Raw genomic sequence first — 17,346 nt, 5'->3', positions numbered from 1 at the left:
TCTCCTTGAGAAATTAGGGTTCGGCAGGCTGGCGGCGCGGTGAACGGGGTTACAAGGGGGCCGGGCGATAAAGCGCCAGCAATTCATCCACCTTTTTACGTGTTCCACCGTTACTGCTGATACTGCGTCGCACTTTCACCACATGCAATTTTGCCTGACTGTACCATTCACGCGTCAACAGCGTGTCGTGGTTGGAAATCAACACCGGGATCCGGTTTTGCACCAGGTTTTCGGCAATCGCTGCCAGATGGGCCTGCTGCTCAAGACTAAAGCTGTTTGTGTGGTATGCCGTAAAATTCGCTGTTGCGGAAAGCGGTGCGTAAGGCGGATCGCAGTAAACAACGGAGTTCGCGTCCGCACGCGCCATGCTCTCGGCGTAAGATTCACAGTAAAAGAAGGCATTCTGCGCTTTTTCTGCGAAGTGATACAACTCAGCTTCCGGGAAATAGGGCTTTTTATAACGCCCGAACGGCACATTAAATTCGCCGCGCAAGTTGTAGCGGCACAGGCCATTGTAGCCGTGCCGGTTGAGGTATAAAAACAGCAGCGCGCGCCGGAAAGGCTCCTGGCATTGGTTAAACTCTTCGCGCAGCCTGTAATACACCTCGGATTGATTCGTCTCAGGCGCGAACAACGCCCGCGCGTGATGAACGTAATCGTCAGGGCTGTCTTTGACGATGTTGTAGAGGCTGATTAAGTCGCTGTTGATATCAGCAAGGATATAGCGGGAGAACGACGTGTTAAGGAACACCGAACCCGCGCCAACGAACGGCTCGATAAGGCATTCACCCTTTGGCAGATGCCTTCCGATATCGTCCAGCAGGGGGTACTTGCCCCCTGCCCATTTCAAAAAAGCGCGATTCTTTTTCATGCTGACTGATTACTTACACTCTCTCCGGCTGTGGAGAAAGCTCCGACAGCATCCTGCGCTTTAAACATTACTTCAGATCGGCCTGAACCTGATGCAGCGGCTTAGCCCACGGGTTTTTCGCCTGAACATCTGCGGGCAGTGCGGAGACTGCGCGTTTCGCTTCATCTTTCGACGCATACACACCGCTCACCAGCACATACCACGGCTGACCGTTGCGCGTCGTCTGATAAACCACGAAGTTTTTCAGGTTCTCTTTCTTCGCCCACGAATTCAGGTTGCTGTAGTTCGACGAGCTGCTCAGTTGCAGCGTGTAGTGGCTACCCGGCGCAGATTTCAGCGCACCGACATTGCCGGTAGATGTTGCACCGCTCGCGGCAGGCGCTGTGCTGGCAGCCGCTTTCGGTTGCGCAGGCGTCGCGGTTGCCGCAGGAGCTGCCGCTGTGGTTTCCGTGCGTTTCGGCGTCTGAGCGACCGGTTTCGATTCCGCTTTTGGCTCGGTTTTGGCAACCGGCGCTTTCGCGGTCGGTTTCGGCTCAATCACCATTTGCTTACGCTCAGTGCGCGGCGCGGCGGTATTGGTTTCACCGGATGTCGGCTGCTGGCGCGACGCAGCGGCGTTGCCGTTACGTACCGGCGCGACCGTTGCCGGTTCGGTCGGCAGCGTCGAACTGGCGACGTTATCAATCTGCATCTGGTTTTGCGGCTGTGACAGCGCGCTGTTCAGATCGCCCTGCACTTCTACACGCTGCTGGCCTTCAGGCGCGGCAGCAGGCGCCTGCCCTTGCGATGGCGTAGAAGAAATCGGCGGCAGAGAAACATCCTGCTGACCTGGCACATTGTTTGCCGCCTGCGGCTGCGTACCCGGCGCAGGCTGTGCGCCATTCGCTTGATCGGCCGGGTTACCCGCCGTACCAGCGTTATCGTTGTTGCCGGAGAGATCGATCGTTTTCTCTGCCGAGCCATTTTGTTCGTTGTTTGATGCAGGTGCGGGGGATTTCAGCGCAGAACCTATGCCGACAATCAGCAGTAATAGCACCAGAATGCCGACGCCCATCATCACGTACTGGCGAGAGGCTGGCTTCACGGCTGCGGCTTTCTTACGCTTACGCGGACGGCGCTCTTCGCGCTCCTCGTCAAAAGCCTCTTCATCTTCTTCATAGCGTTCTTCTTCACGCTCATCACGCGCCCGGCGGGAACGTGAAGGACGGTGTTCGTCCGCATCCACATCAACATCATCAAAGTTGATCTGCGGATCGTCGACACGCTCAGAAGATTGACGAGAACGACCAGTACGACGATCGCTGGGATCGGGTTTCAGCTCGTCTTCTGGTTTGAATTCATCCATTTAACACCCCACACAAAGGCGTATGCCACATCATGCATATCGCCCGAAGTTAAACGCCACGCAACGCGTGACCAGACCTTTCTAATATTTACGCCTGCTGGCAATCAGCAATAGCGCCAAGTACTACGTCGTGCGACACTCCGCCGCGAACTTCACTCTTCCCTATTGCCAACGGGAGCACTAAACGCATCTCTCCCGCTAACACTTTTTTATCGCGCATCATATGCGGCAGGTAAGCCTGCGCGGCCATTTCATGCGGGCCTTGCACCGGCAGACCCGCGCGTTTGAGCAAGTCTTTGATACGCTGTGTATCTGTTGCACTAAACTGGCCGAGGCGTTCTGACGCATGTGCCGCCATCACCATACCGGCTGCCACAGCTTCACCGTGCAACCAGTTACCGTAGCCCATTTCCGCTTCGATAGCGTGGCCGAAGGTATGCCCCAGATTCAGTAAAGCACGTAAGCCCGTTTCCCGCTCATCGGCAGCGACGACTTCGGCTTTCAGCTCACAACAACGGCGAATACAGTACGCAAGCGTCGGGCCATCCAGACGCAACAACGCGTCCATATTCTGTTCAAGCCAGTCAAAAAACTTGCCGTCGAGAATAATGCCGTATTTGATCACTTCCGCGAGGCCGGAGGACAATTCGCGGGCAGGGAGAGTTGCCAGGCAATCAAGATCGACAACAACCGACGCAGGTTGATAAAACGCGCCAATCATGTTTTTGCCAAGGGGATGGTTTACCGCCGTCTTACCGCCAACGGAGGAGTCAACCTGAGAAAGGAGCGTGGTCGGCACCTGGATAAAGCGCACGCCGCGCTGATAACTGGCCGCTGCGAAGCCGGTTAAATCACCGACGACGCCGCCGCCAAGCGCGACAAGTGTGGTGTCGCGCCCGTGGGGTTTTTGCAACAACGCGGTGAAGACCGTGTCCATGACCGCCAGGCTTTTATACTGCTCGCCATCTGGCAAAATCACGCTATCCACTTTCACGCCCGCCTGTTCAAGAACACGACGAACGTTGTCCAGATAGAGCGGAGCCAGAGTCTCATTGGTGACCAGCATGACCTGATCACCGGACTTCAGAGGCGCGAAGGAAGCTGGATCGTTGAACAAACCAGCCGCGATGGTGATAGGGTAACTACGTTCCCCGAGAGTGACGGTGATCCTCTCCATGACGCGACATCCACCTTAGTTGCTTAAACCCGCAGGCCTGTGTATTAAGCCAGAATTAGTTGCTTTCCAGCATATGAATAATCTGGTTTGCCACCACTTTAGCGCTCTGATCGTCGGTACGAATGGTCACGTCGGCAATCTCTTCATACAGCGGATTGCGTTCGTCGGCCAACGCTTCCAACACTTCGCGCGGCGGCGCGTCCACTTGCAGCAGCGGACGTTTTTTATCACGTTGAGTGCGAGCCAATTGCTTTTCGATAGTGGTTTCCAGATAAACCACTACGCCGCGGGCGGAGAGACGATTACGGGTTTCGCGAGATTTCACAGAGCCGCCGCCAGTCGCCAGCACGATGCCCTGTTTTTCCGTCAGCTCATTGATGATTTTTTCTTCGCGATCGCGGAAACCTTCTTCACCTTCAACATCGAAGACCCAGCCCACATCAGCTCCGGTTCGTTTCTCAATCTCTTGATCAGAATCGTAAAATTCCATATTGAGTTGTTGAGCTAACTGACGCCCAATAGTGCTTTTGCCGGCACCCATAGGCCCAACCAGAAAGATATTGCGTTTCTCTGCCATTTTTTCGGTACTACTAAGACTATTCGTTGATGATAAACCCGCTTCGCAGACTCGCGGCGTAGCAGGACATGAACTGAAACCTCATATGCGATAGTGCGAGAGTCAGATCGAAAATTATCTCAGTACTCCGGCTTGTTTGGCAACTGAATAAACACGCTATCCTTCACGCTGCTCGTTATTACGCGGAGACCACTGACGCTCAAATCGGTACTCCTTGTAAGCTAAATCATCTCTCACGTCAAACACCTGAACCAAGTTACGTAGAAAAAGGGGAGTTACGGCAGATTTAATGTACCGCTGCCAACCGGGGGGTAATAAACACCACCAACTCACGTCGTTCGTTGTCTTTTGCATCTTGTCGAAACAATCGCCCAAAGCCCGGGATTGCCCCAAGACCAGGCACTTGCGCACTTCCCGTCGTGTTTTTTTGCGAGAAGATACCGCCAAGTGCCAGCGTTTCGCCGCTTTTCACCTCCACTTGAGTCTCGATTTCTTGTTTATCAATGGCCAACGCTTCGCCCCCGGCCTGTTGCAACACCTGGCCAGGCATATTCTGGCTGATATGTAATTTCAGGCGTATGCGGTTATCGGGCAGCACCGTGGGCGTGACTTCCATACCCAATACCGCCTCTTTAAATTCCACCGCCGTGTTTCCGTTATCTCCGTTGGAGACCTGATAAGGAATTTCGCTGCCCTGCTTGATACTGGCGGGTTGCAAGTGCGACGCCAGCAACCGTGGGCTGGCGATGATCTCTAACTGCTGTTTTTGTTCGAGCGCGGAAAGCTCCAGCTCAAGCAGCCGGGCATTGATGCTGCCAATATTGAAACCCACGCGCGTGGCGGCGGTGGCGACAGAGAGATCCGCAGACAGGCCACTCATTTGCCCGCGCGCTGCCGGCGTATCTTGTGCCATACCCCATTTCACGCCCAGCTCACGTAGACTTTTTTCATTGATAGTGACGATGTAAGCGGCAAGCTCAACCTGCTCGACCGGCAAATCCATCTGCGCCACCCATTTTTCCAGGGCGGCAACGCCTTCTTTATTATCGCGAACCAACAAGCGATTAAGCCGGGTATCGACCGTTATGGCACCCTGCGGGCTAAGCAGTTTATCGCCCGCTTTCGCCAGTTCTGTTGCATCCGCATAACGCAGCGAAATGCTGCGTGTCAGCGTTGGCGCATTCAGTTTACGCTTCGCCTGGGCCGCTTCCTGCTCTGCCTGTTTTTGTTGCCGCGACTGAACGGTATGCACCTGCCAGATATTGCCTTGCTGGTTCAAGGTTAATCCCGCACTGGCCGCCACCGTTTGCAGCGCCTGCAACCAGGGAACATCGGTCAGGTTAAGCGACACGTTGCCGCTGACTTCCGACGGAATGACGATGTTCTGTTTCTCTTGTGCCACCAGCGCCTGCAACACCTGCGTGACGGGTACTTCATCGACCGTCAACGTCACCAGGTTCGCGGCCTTCACGCAGACCATCGGTAAACTAAAGAGCGCGATGCTCGCTATCCATTTTCGCATGTTGAGTTCCTTTTCGTTTCCAGCGCCATGTTGAGGGGGCGCACTCTTTCCCTGTTGCGACGTCAATTTCCTGCGGGTTGACCGAAATAATGCGCCACCCGGAGGGCAGCGTTTCACCCGCAACTACCCGATGCCACCGCCCGGCGGCATCGCTGACAATCCCTATCTTTTGCCCACCCTGCACGACGCCGTGAAACTGCCACGCGTTGAGTTGGGCAATCTGGCAGACATCCGGTAACGGTTGAAAAGGGTCGCGCATGCCGCACAGCAGCAAACACAGCCCACCGGCAAATAGCAGACGTTTAGCTGTCATCGTCACGCTCCAGTTCCAGGGTGAAATGCAGCATGTCTTCATTGGCGATCAATGAAAAAGCCGGTATCAACATGCCGCGCTCGGCAAGCAACTGGAATGTTTCAATCACCGGCTGCCAACGCGTTTCCAGCACCAGCTCTCCCCCACCCTGCGCGGGTTGCCAGCGGATGAGTTGCCGATCCTGCGCCTGGAAATCCAGCGGGCTAAAAGCGCGTACCGCGGGCAATGCCGGATGTTCCGATGGCGGTGCCAACGCGCGTAATTTGCGCCACTGCGTTTGTCGCATCTGCGACTGCTCCGCTTGTTCCGCTATCGCACGCGCCAAAACGTCTTGCTGCGGGCAAATCACTAACCACCACACCAGCAACAACCCAAGCAGCGTACTGATAAGCCAAAACAAAACCCGCATGCGCGGCGACAGGGCAAGCCACATATCAATGTTGAGTGCCATTGGCCTACTCCCGGTTTAACTGATAGTTAAATTGCCAACGGCCCTCTGCGTCTCGCGCCATTGCCCCCATCGGTTGCAGGCGAAAGCCCACCGTTTTTTGCAGCCGCTGTTCAAGCTCGCTTAATGCGTTTACGGATCGCGCCAGCCCGGACAGCTCAAGCTGGTTTTGCCGCCAGCGAAGCTGCGTCAGCCAGGCTTTTTGCGGCAACGCCGCCGCCAACGTAAGCAATGTTTGCCGCCACGCTTGCGTGCTCTCTCTCCGCAACAACCGGGCCTGCGCCTGCTGCCATTGTTCTAAGCGCGAGCGCAGCGGTTTTTCACCGGCGATTAGGCCGTTTAACACAGCGTCATCGGACTGCCGCCAGAACACTGCGCTTTGCACATCTTCCGCCAGCCTGGCTCGCCAAAGCGCAGCGCACAGCGTTATCGCGAGCGCCGTGGCTATGAACATTGCCGCCCAAAAGCGTAGGCAGCGCCGCTGCTTTTGCCGACGCCAGGGAATAAAGTTCACCAATGGTTGCATTAGTATCCCCTGGCGAACGCCAGCCCCAGCGCGACGGCGTAACGTTCGCCGTTTTGCGGTAGCGGTGGCTGGCGTGACGGAACGGCGCACCAGCAATCAAACTCGCCGGGCATGTCACCGCATTGCGCAATTTCATCTACCGGCAACCCGAGCAACGAAGCAAGCTGCGTGACAGTTTCGGCCTCTTCCCGCGCGCGTCGCCCCCAGCTTTCCTTTGTTGCCCACAGCCATTGGCGTTCATCGCACCAGGCAAGACAGCGGGACGGAGGCGTTAACCAGGGGAGCAACGGCTGTAACGCGCTGGCATCGGGTGTAATAGAGGAAAGGTGCAGCGAAAGCTGCTGGGCGATGTCCAGCAGCGCGGCGACATCTCTGTTTTGCGCCGCCGTCACGCCATAGGTTTTTGCGGGTTCATCCTCGGTAAAATCGAAACACAGTTCGTTTTCCACCATTTCCAGCTCGCGCGCCATTGCCTGGGAAACCCAGTTCGTCAGCGCCGGTTCGCGCAGGGTGATTGCCGGGCGCGGCAGCTTTCTTTGCAGCGTTTGCCCGGCGGGAAACGCCATGCGTACGCAGTGACGCTGCGGCAAAGATTGACGCCAGGGGCGTAGTGCGGCAAGCAGGTGTTCTGGCGCTTTAATGCGCCCCTGCACAACCGTGTCGGAAGGGAGAGGAAGGTGCCACCAACGGCGCAGCGACTGCCCGTAGCGGCCTGCGGCAAGCGCCACAATGAAGATGCCATCTTGTTGAATATGCAAACCAATTTGCCAATGCCTGAATGTCATAAATCACGATCTCCTTATCGTCTCGCTGGATGACGCTATATCAATGCTTCAGGCTTGCCTTTATACTACCGCGCGGTTGTTTATAAACTGCCCAAATGACTCTAAATGGGAAATCTCCAGTGAAGTTCGTAAAGTATTTATTCATCCTTGCAATCTTTTGCATTCTGCTGGGAGCAGGCTCGGTTTTTGGTCTGTACAAATATATAGAGCCACAGCTACCTGATGTCGCCACGCTGAAAGATGTGCGGCTACAGATTCCGATGCAGGTGTACAGCGCTGATGGTGAATTGATCGCCCAATACGGCGAAAAACGCCGTATCCCGCTGACGTTAAATCAGATCCCGCCTGAAATGGTGAAAGCGTTTATCGCAACGGAAGACAGCCGTTTTTATGAGCATCACGGCGTCGATCCGGTGGGGATTTTCCGCGCCGCCAGCGTTGCGCTGTTCTCCGGCCACGCTTCTCAAGGGGCGAGCACCATTACTCAGCAACTGGCGCGTAACTTCTTCTTAAGCCCGGAACGCACGATGATGCGTAAAATTAAGGAAGTGTTCCTGGCGATTCGTATTGAGCAACTGCTGAGTAAAGACGAGATCCTTGAGCTTTACCTCAACAAAATCTACCTCGGTTACCGCGCGTATGGCGTGGGCGCAGCGGCGCAGGTTTACTTCGGTAAATCTGTCGATCAGCTGACGCTGAGCGAAATGGCGGTGATTGCCGGTCTGCCGAAAGCGCCGTCAACGTTTAACCCGCTCTATTCACTCGATCGTGCGACGGCGCGTCGTAATGTGGTGCTGGCGCGTATGCAGAGCGAAGGTTATATCACCGAGCAGCAGGCCGAAGAGGCGCGCAGCGAAGCGATCGATGCCAATTACCATGCGCCGGAAATTGCTTTCTCTGCGCCGTATCTTTCCGAAATGGTGCGCCAGGAGATGGTGAACCGCTACGGCGATAAAGCGTACGAAGATGGTTATCGCGTTTACACCACCGTGACCCGCAAAGTGCAGCAAGCCGCGCAAACTGCCGTGCGTAATAACGTGATGGATTACGATATGCGCCACGGCTACCGTGGGCCGTCAAATGTGCTGTGGAAAGTGGGTGAAACCGCGTGGGACAGCAAAAAAATTACCGACTCCCTGAAAACACTGCCGACTTACGGGCCGCTGTCTCCGGCGGTGGTAACCAGCGCGAACCCGCAAGAAGCCACCGCGATGATGGCGGATGGCACCTCGGTTTCGCTGCGTCTGGAAGGGGTGCGCTGGGCGCGTCCTTATCGTTCGGATACACAACAGGGCACCACGCCGCGCAAAGTGACCGACGCCGTGCAGGTTGGGCAGCAGATCTGGGTTCGCCAGGTTGATGACGCCTGGTGGCTGGCACAGGTGCCGGATGTGAACTCGGCGCTGGTTTCCATCAACCCGCATAACGGTGCGGTGATGGCGCTGGTGGGAGGTTTTGATTTCAACCAAAGCAAGTTTAACCGTGCGACGCAGGCGCTGCGCCAGGTGGGCTCGAACATCAAACCGTTCCTTTACACCGCGGCGATGGATAAAGGCCTGACGCTGGCGAGCATTCTGAATGACGCACCAATTTCCCGTTGGGATGCGGGCGCCGGTTCCGACTGGCGACCGAAAAACTCACCGGATGAATATGCCGGCCCGATTCGCCTGCGCCAGGGTTTGGGGCAGTCGAAAAACGTGGTGATGGTTCGCGCAATGCGTGCGATGGGGGTTGATTACGCGGCTGAGTATTTGCAGCGTTTCGGCTTCCCGGCGCAAAACATTGTCCATACCGAATCGTTAGCGCTCGGTTCCGCGTCGTTCACGCCAATGCAGGTTGCGCGGGGCTATTCCGTGATGGCCAACGGCGGCTTCCTGATTGACCCTTTCTTTATCAGCAAAATCGAAACCGATCAGGGCAATGTGCTGTTTGAAGCGCGCCCGAAAGTAGCCTGTGCCGATTGCGATATTCCCGTGATTTACGGTGAAACGCCGAAATCGAACGTGCTGGAAAACAAAGATATGGAAAATGTCGCCACGTCGCAGGAGCAGCAAAACACCTCGGTGCCGATGCCGCAACTGGAGCAGGCGAACCAGGCGCTGGTGCAGCGTAGCGGCGGCGAAGAGTATGCCCCGCACGTGATCAGCACCCCGCTGTCGTTTTTGATTAAGAGCGCGCTGAACAGCAACATCTTCGGCGAACCGGGCTGGCAAGGTACTGGCTGGCGCGCGGGACGCGATCTCAAGCGTAACGATATCGGCGGCAAAACCGGGACCACTAACAGCTCGAAAGATGCCTGGTTCTCGGGTTATGGCCCAGGCGTGGTGACGTCGGTGTGGATTGGTTTTGACGATCACCGCCGCGATCTTGGTCGCACCACAGCTTCAGGCGCGATTAAAGATCAGATTTCCGGTTATGAAGGCGGTGCCAAGAGTGCGCAGCCAGCCTGGGATGCGTATATGAAAGCCGTGCTGGATGGTGTACCGGAAGATCCGCTCACGCCGCCGCCGGGTGTTGTGACGGTGAACATCGACCGCAGTACCGGGCAACTGGCAAGCGGTGGCAGCAGCCGTCAGGAGTACTTTATTGAAGGCACGCAGCCGACCCAGCAAGCAGTACACGAAGTGGGTACGACGCTTATCGACAACGGCGAGTCGCACGAGCTGTTTTAAGAACAGCGATTACAGATAGCAAAAAGGGCGCTTACGCGCCCTTTTCATTTGTTATTTTGTGCGGTCAAAGTCGCCCCTGGCTTTTTAGCCATTCGCGCACTAAAAACAGTGCGCTGACGTTACGGGCTTCGGTGAAATCGGGGTCTTCCAGCAGATCCATCAGGTGCTTTAAAGGCCAGCGTACCTGAGGTAGCGGTTCGGGTTCATCACCGGGTAATGACTCGGGATAAAGGTCTTCGGCAACGATGATGTTCATCTTGCTGGAGAAATAAGAGGGCGCCATGCTGAGTTTTTTCAGAAAAGTAAGCTCTTTTGCACCAAATCCGACTTCTTCTTTTAGTTCACGGTTCGCCGCTTCGTATATACTCTCACCTGCGTCGATAAGACCTTTGGAAAATCCCAACTCGTAAGACTCGGTTCCAACCGCATATTCGCGAATCAGGATCAGATGATCGTCGACAATCGGCACAATCATCACAGCTTCATGAGCAGAAGGACGCATGCGTTCGTAGACTCGGCGCACACCGTTGCTAAATTCAAGGTCGACACTTTCTACGTTAAAAAGTCGTGAAGACGCTACGGTTTCGACGTTAAGAATGGTGGGTTTTTGCAATGATTCGCTCATTATTATCGGTCTTTGCAGAGAAACTTTCGTTATTGTGCGACACTACGCACTGTTTGGGCAATGTCCTTTGCCGCTAATTTACATTCCTGCAACCTCTCTCAAATCAATTCCCAATTTCACCAAAAAGTCAATAGCTTGAAATAAAACTAAGAATTTGCTGATATTCCCGCTGGGGTCGTTTTGCTATTCTTTTTGCCACTGGTATGCGCTTAAAAATACTCAAGTTAATTTCTTGCTTACAACGGCCAGCCACATTCGATATTCACGGGAAGGGTGCAACTGACTACACCTGTTAGAAAAAGTAAGATGGGGAAAGCATGAGCACCATTTTGATTTTTTTCGCTGCTATGCTGGCCTGCGCATTCCTCGCCGGATGGATTTACAGGTTCAGGTCGCAACGTCGGTACCGACTGCCTTATTTACAGGCTTTCACCGGCGCGACTGCCCGCAAGTTAACACCAGAAGAGCGCGACGCTGTTGAACGCTATCTGGAGACGCTTTCCCGTACGCAAAATACCCCTGGTCCGACCGGCGCAACCGCCGCGCCGGTATCCATCAAACTTAATGCCCACAGCAACACCGTTCTGTTTGTCGCGCACTCCATCACGCGCTACGGCATCACGACGGACGCGCCAAACAAATGGCGCTACTACCTGGACTCTGTTGAAGTCCATCTCCCGCCGTCCTGGGAACAACACATTACCGACGAGAATAACGTTGAGCTGATTCGCACCGACTCGATGCCACTGGTGATTTCGCTTAACGGCCACACGCTCAGCGAATATATGCATGAAGAGCGCGGCGGCGAGCTGGAAAATATCTCATCGACGCATTCTGCCATTCGCGGTGAAGAGAGCGAACAGATTGAGCTGCTCAATATTCGCCGCGAAACGCCTTACGAGTACGCATTAAGCCGCCCGGACGGCATGCGCGAAGCGCTGCTGATCTCCGCCTCGTTCCTGATGTTCTTCTTTTGCCTCGCAACGCCTGGCGTTTTTGTCCCGTGGCTGGCGGGCGGCGGCGTGATGCTGCTTGCCGCCGGGCTGTGGGGCTTGTATGCGCCACCGGCGAAAAACACGCTGCGGGAGATTCATTGTCTGCGTGGCACGCCAAAGCGCTGGGGGCTGTTCGGTGAAAATAATCAGGAGCAAATGAATAATATCTCGCTGGGTATTATTGACCTGATCTATCCACGTCACTGGCAGCCCTTTATCACTCGCGATTTGGGTCAGCAAACCGATATTGATATCTACCTTGATCGCCATGTCGTGCGTCAGGGCCGTTTTCTGTCGCTGCACGATGAAGTGAAAAACTTCCCACTACAGCACTGGGTGCGCAGCGCGGTGATCGCCACCGGCTCGCTGGTGGTGCTGGCGATGCTGCTGATTTGGGTTCCGCTGGATATGCCGATTAAATTCACCGTCTCGTGGATCAAGGGCGCGCAAACCGTTGAAGCCAGCAGCGTCAACCAGCTTGAAGCCGCCGGTCTGCGGATTGGCGATACGCTGCGCATCAGCGGCACCGGGATGTGTAATATCCACACGCAAAGCAATTGGGCATCCCGCCAGACGTCGCCATTCACGCCGTTCGACTGCTCGCAAATTATCTGGAATAACGCCCCGCCCCTGCCGTTGCCGGAATCGGAGATCGTCACGAAAGCCACAGCGCTGGCGCAGGCGGTCAGTCGTCAGCTTCATCCCACAACGGAAGAAGATTCACGCGTTAGCCCGGTGTTACGCTCAGCCATTCAAAAATCCGGCATGGTCTTGCTGGATGACTTCGCCGAAATCGTATTGAAAACACAGGATCTGTGTGCCGCCGAAGACGAATGCCTGCGGTTGAAAAACGCGCTGGTTAACCTGGGTAACAGCAAAGATTGGGACACGCTCACCAAACGCGCCAGAGAAGGAAAGCTGACCGGGGTAAACGTTCTGTTGCGCCCGGTGAGTGCCGAGTCGCTGGATAACCTGGTCACCACGTCCACCGCGCCTTTTATCATGCGTGAAACCACGCGCGCGGCGCAGGCGTTAAACAGCCCGGCGCCAGGTGGTTTTTTGATTGTGAGCGAAGAGGGCAACGAGCTGGTCGATCAGCCGTGGCCGCCCATCGCGCTCTATGATTACCCGGCACAAGAGCAATGGGCGGAATTTCAGCGCCTGGCGCAAATGCTGATGCAGACGCCGTTCCACGCCGAAGGGATCATCACCAATATTTATACCGATGCGAACGGCACCCGGCATATTAGCCTGCACCGTATGCCGGACGCGGCCGGTTTGTGGCGCTATGCCGGCACCACCCTGCTATTGCTGGCGATGGTCATTTGCAGCCTTTATAACGGTGTGCTGGCGCTGCGCCGTTACCAGCGTAACCGCACGCGCCTTGAAGATATTCAGCAGTATTATGAAAGCTGCCTGAACCCCCGGTTAATCCCCACCCAGGATAGCCTCAGCTGATAACTCATCGTTGCGCGAGCTGTGATAACCTGTCGCGCACGTTTTCTTCTGGCTGGAGCTTTTTAATGCATCTTGATATCGCATGGCAGGACGTCGATACCGTTTTGCTGGACATGGACGGCACGCTGCTCGACCTCGCCTTTGATAACTTCTTTTGGCAACAATTAGTGCCGCAAACTTACGGCGAAAAACTGGGCTTAACGCCGGAAGAAGCGCAGAGCGCGCTCCGCCTGGAATATCACGCCGTGCAGCATACGCTAAACTGGTACTGTCTGGACTACTGGAGCGAACGCCTCGGGTTGGATATTTGCGCCATGACCACACAACAAGGGCCACGCGCAGTGCTACGCGAAGACACGGTGCCCTTTTTGGATGCACTGCAAAAAAGCGGTAAGCGCCGCATTTTGCTGACCAATGCGCATCCGCATAATCTGGCGGTGAAGCTGGAGCACACCGGTCTGGCGGCACACCTTGATTTATTACTTTCCACCCATACATTTGGTTATCCGAAAGAGGATCAGCGCTTGTGGCAAGCTGTCGCCCAGGAAACGGGCCTCAATCCGGAACGCACGCTGTTTATTGATGACAGCGAGCCGATTCTGGATGCCGCGACGACATTTGGCATTCGCTATTGCCTGGGCGTGACCAACCCGGATTCTGGGATGGCGGAAAAAAGTTATCTGCGCCATCCGGCAATGAATGACTACCGCCGCTTGCTCCCCTCGCTTTTAAAGGAGATGTAATGAAACAGCAGCCTGCGCAAGAAGTCCGCCTGGATAAGTGGCTCTGGTGCGCGCGGTTTTATAAAACCCGCGCCCTGGCCCGCGAGATGATTGACGGCGGCAAAGTGCATTACAACGGGCAACGCAGCAAGCCGAGTAAAGTCGTAGAGCTGAATGCCACACTGACGCTGCGTCAGGGCAATGATGAACGCACCGTCATCATTAAAGGCATTACGGATCAACGACGCCCGGCAAACGAAGCCGTTGAACTCTATGAAGAAACAGCGGAAAGCATTGAGAAACGCGAAAAAATGGCGCAGGCCCGCAAGCTCAATGCACTTACAATGCCGCACCCCGATCGCCGCCCGGACAAAAAGGAGCGCCGCGATCTGATGAAATTTAAATCCGGTGGCAGCGAGTAACGCTCACCCGCAAGAGAGATAATCATGGCCAATCAAGACCAATTACACCGCTATCTATTTGAAAACTATGCCGTACGCGGCGAGTTGGTGACGGTCTCCGAAACCTGGAAACAGGTGCTGGAGAACCACAACTATCCGCTGCCGGTGAAAACCATCCTCGGTGAGTTGTTGGTCGCGACCAGCCTGCTGACTGCAACGCTGAAGTTTGCCGGTGACATTACTGTTCAGTTGCAGGGCGATGGCCCCATGAGCCTGGCGGTGATCAACGGTAACAACCGCCAGCAAATGCGCGGTGTGGCGCGCGTGCAGGGCGATGTGCCTGAAGACGCGGATCTGAAAACGCTGGTCGGCAATGGGTATTTAGTTATCACCATTACGCCGGAAGAAGGCGAGCGTTATCAGGGTGTAGTGGGTCTTGAAGGCGATACGCTGGCGGAGTGCCTGGAAGATTATTTCCTGCGTTCCGAACAGTTGCCGACGCGTCTGTTTATCCGTACCGGTGACGTGGAAGGTCAGCCCGCCGCAGGCGGCATGCTGTTACAGGTTCTGCCGGCGCAAGATACGCAGGCCACGGACTTTGAACATCTGGCCGTGCTGACAGAAACCATCAAAGCGGAAGAGTTGTTTACGCTGGCGGCGGAAGATGTGCTGTGGCGCCTGTACCATGAAGAAGAAGTCACGCTGTACGATCCGCAGGATGTCGAATTCAAATGCACCTGTTCCCGCGAACGCTGCGCTGGTGCGCTGAAAACACTGCCGGATGAAGAAGTGGACAGCATTCTCGCCGAAGAGGGCGAAATTGATATGCACTGCGATTACTGCGGTAACCACTATCTCTTCAATGCGATGGATATTGCGGAAATCCGCAATAACGCGTCTCCCGCCAATCCGCAGGTTCATTGATCCCGCTTATACAACGCCGCCTCCGGGCGGCGTTTTTGCATTATTCGTCACGTTTCCGCTACAATCCCGCCTGAAAGTGTTACGTAATTTTCTTCCATGAAAGCGATTACAGTCACAAAGCAAAGGTTAAAAATGTTGCCTTAGCGCATTCTGATAACATTTTCCCGATCAATGTAATAAATTTTGCCATAATTCATCCCGTTACGTGACCCTAATCACAGTGTTTTGCGTAAGCCAAGGTTTGTCGAGATAAGTAAATCTATGAGCCTCGTCCCGGTAAGCGGGCAAAGAACAACCCTACAATTTCAGGTAGTACATATTGGCTAAGGAGCAGTGACATGCGCGTTAAGAGCTTAACCCCGCAAGATCTCAAGGCTTATGGTATCAACGATGTTCAGGATGTCGTCTACAATCCCGACTACGATACGCTGTATCAGGAGGAGCTTCGTCCAGACCTGGAAGGATATGAGCGTGGCGTGTTGACGAATTCTGGTGCTGTCGCCGTGGACACCGGTATTTTCACCGGCCGTTCGCCGAAAGATAAGTATATTGTCCGAGATGACACCACCCGCGATACGGTGTGGTGGGCCGATAAAGGCAAAGGCAAGAACGACAACAAACCTCTCTCGCCTGAGGTCTGGCAGCATTTAAAAAATCTGGTCACACAAGAACTCTCCGGCAAACGCCTGTTTATTGTCGACGCGTTTTGCGGCGCGAACCCGGACTCCCGTCTCTCTGTTCGCTTTATCACGGAAGTGGCCTGGCAGGCGCACTTCGTCAAAAACATGTTTATTCGCCCAACCGATGAAGAACTGGCCGATTTTACGCCGGACTTTATCGTGATGAACGGCGCGAAATGCACCAACCCGCAGTGGAAAGAACAGGGCCTGAATTCTGAAAACTTCGTCGCGTTTAACCTTACCGAGCGCATCCAGCTAATCGGCGGCACCTGGTACGGTGGCGAAATGAAAAAAGGCATGTTCTCGATCATGAACTACCTGCTGCCGTTGCAGGGCATTGCGTCGATGCACTGCTCTGCCAACGTCGGCGAAAAAGGCGATGTCGCGGTGTTCTTCGGTCTTTCCGGCACCGGTAAAACCACCCTTTCCACCGATCCGAAACGCCGCCTGATTGGCGATGACGAACACGGCTGGGATGATGACGGCGTCTTTAACTTTGAAGGCGGCTGCTACGCCAAAACCATCCGGCTTTCTGAAGAGGCCGAACCGGACATTTTCCACGCCATTCGCCGCGATGCGCTGCTGGAAAACGTCAGCGTTCGCGAGGACGGCAGCATTGATTTTGATGATGCGTCGAAAACAGAAAACACCCGCGTCTCGTACCCGATTTACCATATTCAGAACATCGTTAAACCGGTATCGAAAGCGGGCCATGCCACCAAAGTTATCTTCCTGACGGCAGACGCGTTCGGTGTGTTACCCCCGGTTTCTCGCCTGACGGCTAACCAGACGCAGTACCATTTCCTCTCTGGTTTTACCGCCAAACTGGCCGGTACCGAACGCGGTGTCACCGAGCCGACGCCGACCTTCTCCGCCTGCTTTGGCGCGGCGTTTTTATCGCTGCATCCCACGCAGTACGCAGAAGTGCTGGTGAAACGGATGCAGGCCGCCGGTGCGCAGGCGTATCTGGTGAATACAGGCTGGAACGGCACGGGCAAACGCATCTCCATTAAGGATACGCGCGCGATTATCGACGCCATTCTGGACGGTTCGCTGGATGATGCCGAAACCTTCACGCTGCCGATGTTTAACCTGGCGATTCCAACGTCGCTGCCCGGTGTCGATAGCCGTATTCTCGACCCGCGCAGTACGTATGCATCCCCGGAGCAGTGGCAGGAGAAAGCGACTCAACTGGCGACGTTGTTTATTGAGAACTTCGAGAAATACACCGATACCGACGCCGGTGCCGCATTGGTCAGCGCCGGACCGAAACTGTAATTCGCTTACGCAAGAGCAACAAAACCC

Annotated in this window: 16 protein-coding genes; 6 read left to right on the top strand and 10 right to left on the bottom strand. The window is 55.1% G+C overall.

From position 1 onward, the window contains the following. Positions 1 to 49: 49 nt before the first annotated feature. The 9 genes from dam to AAEY27_RS01810 form a co-directional block, all read right to left on the bottom strand. Positions 50 to 871, bottom strand: a complete 822-nt coding sequence (dam, locus tag AAEY27_RS01850) for an adenine-specific DNA-methyltransferase (RefSeq protein WP_342323268.1) — start codon at positions 869 to 871, stop codon at positions 50 to 52. 67 nt (positions 872 to 938) lie between these two features. Continuing rightward, entirely contained in the window at positions 939 to 2,216 is a 1,278-nt protein-coding gene (damX, locus tag AAEY27_RS01845) for a cell division protein DamX (protein WP_342323267.1), read from the bottom strand. A gap of 88 nt (positions 2,217 to 2,304) precedes the next feature. Then, positions 2,305 to 3,393: a 3-dehydroquinate synthase gene (gene aroB, locus AAEY27_RS01840; RefSeq protein WP_342323266.1), complete on the bottom strand. Its 1,089-nt coding sequence runs from the start codon at positions 3,391 to 3,393 to the stop codon at positions 2,305 to 2,307. Between the two features lie 55 nt (positions 3,394 to 3,448). Beyond that, a complete protein-coding gene (aroK, locus tag AAEY27_RS01835; protein ID WP_002920267.1) occupies positions 3,449 to 3,970 on the bottom strand; it encodes a shikimate kinase AroK in 522 nt (173 codons plus the stop codon). A gap of 286 nt (positions 3,971 to 4,256) precedes the next feature. After that, a complete protein-coding gene (gene hofQ / locus AAEY27_RS01830) occupies positions 4,257 to 5,492 on the bottom strand; it encodes a DNA uptake porin HofQ (RefSeq protein ID WP_342323265.1) in 1,236 nt (411 codons plus the stop codon). Then, the gene (locus tag AAEY27_RS01825; protein WP_342323264.1) at positions 5,458 to 5,805 is read right to left on the bottom strand and encodes a HofP DNA utilization family protein; all 348 of its coding nucleotides are present in this window, start codon (positions 5,803 to 5,805) and stop codon (positions 5,458 to 5,460) included. The genes hofQ and AAEY27_RS01825 overlap by 35 nt, the downstream gene beginning before the upstream one ends. Further along, complete coding sequence (locus AAEY27_RS01820) at positions 5,795 to 6,256, bottom strand: hypothetical protein (protein WP_342323263.1); 462 nt, start codon at positions 6,254 to 6,256, stop codon at positions 5,795 to 5,797. The genes AAEY27_RS01825 and AAEY27_RS01820 overlap by 11 nt, the downstream gene beginning before the upstream one ends. Positions 6,257 to 6,260: 4 nt before the next feature. Further along, a complete protein-coding gene (locus AAEY27_RS01815; protein ID WP_342323262.1) occupies positions 6,261 to 6,779 on the bottom strand; it encodes a PilN domain-containing protein in 519 nt (172 codons plus the stop codon). Further along, complete coding sequence (locus AAEY27_RS01810) at positions 6,779 to 7,564, bottom strand: DNA utilization protein HofM (RefSeq protein WP_342323261.1); 786 nt, start codon at positions 7,562 to 7,564, stop codon at positions 6,779 to 6,781. Before AAEY27_RS01810 ends, AAEY27_RS01815 begins: the two co-directional genes overlap by 1 nt. Positions 7,565 to 7,683: 119 nt before the next feature. On the opposite strand from AAEY27_RS01810, the gene mrcA reads away from it, so the two are divergent. Beyond that, positions 7,684 to 10,236, top strand: a complete 2,553-nt coding sequence (mrcA, locus tag AAEY27_RS01805) for a peptidoglycan glycosyltransferase/peptidoglycan DD-transpeptidase MrcA (RefSeq protein ID WP_342323260.1) — start codon at positions 7,684 to 7,686, stop codon at positions 10,234 to 10,236. A 64-nt stretch (positions 10,237 to 10,300) separates the two neighbouring features. On the opposite strand, the gene nudE is transcribed toward mrcA, so the two are convergent. Next, a complete protein-coding gene (gene nudE, locus AAEY27_RS01800; protein WP_342323259.1) occupies positions 10,301 to 10,861 on the bottom strand; it encodes an ADP compounds hydrolase NudE in 561 nt (186 codons plus the stop codon). Between the two features lie 317 nt (positions 10,862 to 11,178). Between nudE and AAEY27_RS01795 the strand changes: the two genes are divergently transcribed. The 5 genes from AAEY27_RS01795 to pckA all read left to right on the top strand — a co-directional run bounded on the left by AAEY27_RS01795 (position 11,179) and on the right by pckA (position 17,319). After that, positions 11,179 to 13,314 (top strand): intracellular growth attenuator family protein, encoded by a 2,136-nt coding sequence (locus AAEY27_RS01795; protein WP_342323258.1) that lies wholly within the window; start codon positions 11,179 to 11,181, stop codon positions 13,312 to 13,314. A 65-nt stretch (positions 13,315 to 13,379) separates the two neighbouring features. Next, positions 13,380 to 14,057 carry a GMP/IMP nucleotidase gene (gene yrfG / locus AAEY27_RS01790; protein WP_342323257.1) on the top strand — a complete coding sequence of 226 codons (678 nt, stop codon included), beginning with the start codon at positions 13,380 to 13,382 and terminating at the stop codon, positions 14,055 to 14,057. Beyond that, on the top strand, positions 14,057 to 14,458 hold the full coding sequence (hslR, locus tag AAEY27_RS01785) for a ribosome-associated heat shock protein Hsp15 (protein WP_342323256.1): 402 nt from the start codon (positions 14,057 to 14,059) through the stop codon (positions 14,456 to 14,458). The genes yrfG and hslR overlap by 1 nt, the downstream gene beginning before the upstream one ends. A gap of 18 nt (positions 14,459 to 14,476) precedes the next feature. Further along, a complete protein-coding gene (gene hslO, locus AAEY27_RS01780; protein ID WP_342325435.1) occupies positions 14,477 to 15,361 on the top strand; it encodes an Hsp33 family molecular chaperone HslO in 885 nt (294 codons plus the stop codon). 338 nt (positions 15,362 to 15,699) lie between these two features. Further along, positions 15,700 to 17,319 (top strand): phosphoenolpyruvate carboxykinase (ATP), encoded by a 1,620-nt coding sequence (gene pckA, locus AAEY27_RS01775; protein ID WP_342323255.1) that lies wholly within the window; start codon positions 15,700 to 15,702, stop codon positions 17,317 to 17,319. The last annotated feature ends 27 nt before the right edge of the window (positions 17,320 to 17,346 follow it).

It is taken from the genome of Kosakonia sp. BYX6 (genome assembly GCF_038449125.1).
Lineage (GTDB): Bacteria > Pseudomonadota > Gammaproteobacteria > Enterobacterales > Enterobacteriaceae > Kosakonia > Kosakonia calanthes.
The sequence above is the reverse complement of the archived record's forward strand: the minus strand, read 5'-3'. Positions and strand labels throughout refer to the sequence as shown.

Bases quoted from the DNA above. Each gene is read 5' to 3' on its own strand.
- dam (WP_342323268.1), bottom strand. From the start codon at position 871: ATGAAAAAGAATCGCGCTTTTTTGAAATGGGCAGGGGGCAAGTACCCC.
- AAEY27_RS01815 (WP_342323262.1), bottom strand. From the start codon at position 6,779: ATGCAACCATTGGTGAACTTTATTCCCTGGCGTCGGCAAAAGCAGCGG.
- AAEY27_RS01825 (WP_342323264.1), bottom strand. From the start codon at position 5,805: ATGACAGCTAAACGTCTGCTATTTGCCGGTGGGCTGTGTTTGCTGCTG.
- AAEY27_RS01820 (WP_342323263.1), bottom strand. From the start codon at position 6,256: ATGGCACTCAACATTGATATGTGGCTTGCCCTGTCGCCGCGCATGCGG.
- aroK (WP_002920267.1), bottom strand. From the start codon at position 3,970: ATGGCAGAGAAACGCAATATCTTTCTGGTTGGGCCTATGGGTGCCGGC.
- hslR (WP_342323256.1), top strand. From the start codon at position 14,057: ATGAAACAGCAGCCTGCGCAAGAAGTCCGCCTGGATAAGTGGCTCTGG.
- nudE (WP_342323259.1), bottom strand. From the start codon at position 10,861: ATGAGCGAATCATTGCAAAAACCCACCATTCTTAACGTCGAAACCGTA.
- AAEY27_RS01795 (WP_342323258.1), top strand. From the start codon at position 11,179: ATGAGCACCATTTTGATTTTTTTCGCTGCTATGCTGGCCTGCGCATTC.
- yrfG (WP_342323257.1), top strand. From the start codon at position 13,380: ATGCATCTTGATATCGCATGGCAGGACGTCGATACCGTTTTGCTGGAC.
- damX (WP_342323267.1), bottom strand. From the start codon at position 2,216: ATGGATGAATTCAAACCAGAAGACGAGCTGAAACCCGATCCCAGCGAT.
- hofQ (WP_342323265.1), bottom strand. From the start codon at position 5,492: ATGCGAAAATGGATAGCGAGCATCGCGCTCTTTAGTTTACCGATGGTC.
- AAEY27_RS01810 (WP_342323261.1), bottom strand. From the start codon at position 7,564: ATGACATTCAGGCATTGGCAAATTGGTTTGCATATTCAACAAGATGGC.
- pckA (WP_342323255.1), top strand. From the start codon at position 15,700: ATGCGCGTTAAGAGCTTAACCCCGCAAGATCTCAAGGCTTATGGTATC.
- aroB (WP_342323266.1), bottom strand. From the start codon at position 3,393: ATGGAGAGGATCACCGTCACTCTCGGGGAACGTAGTTACCCTATCACC.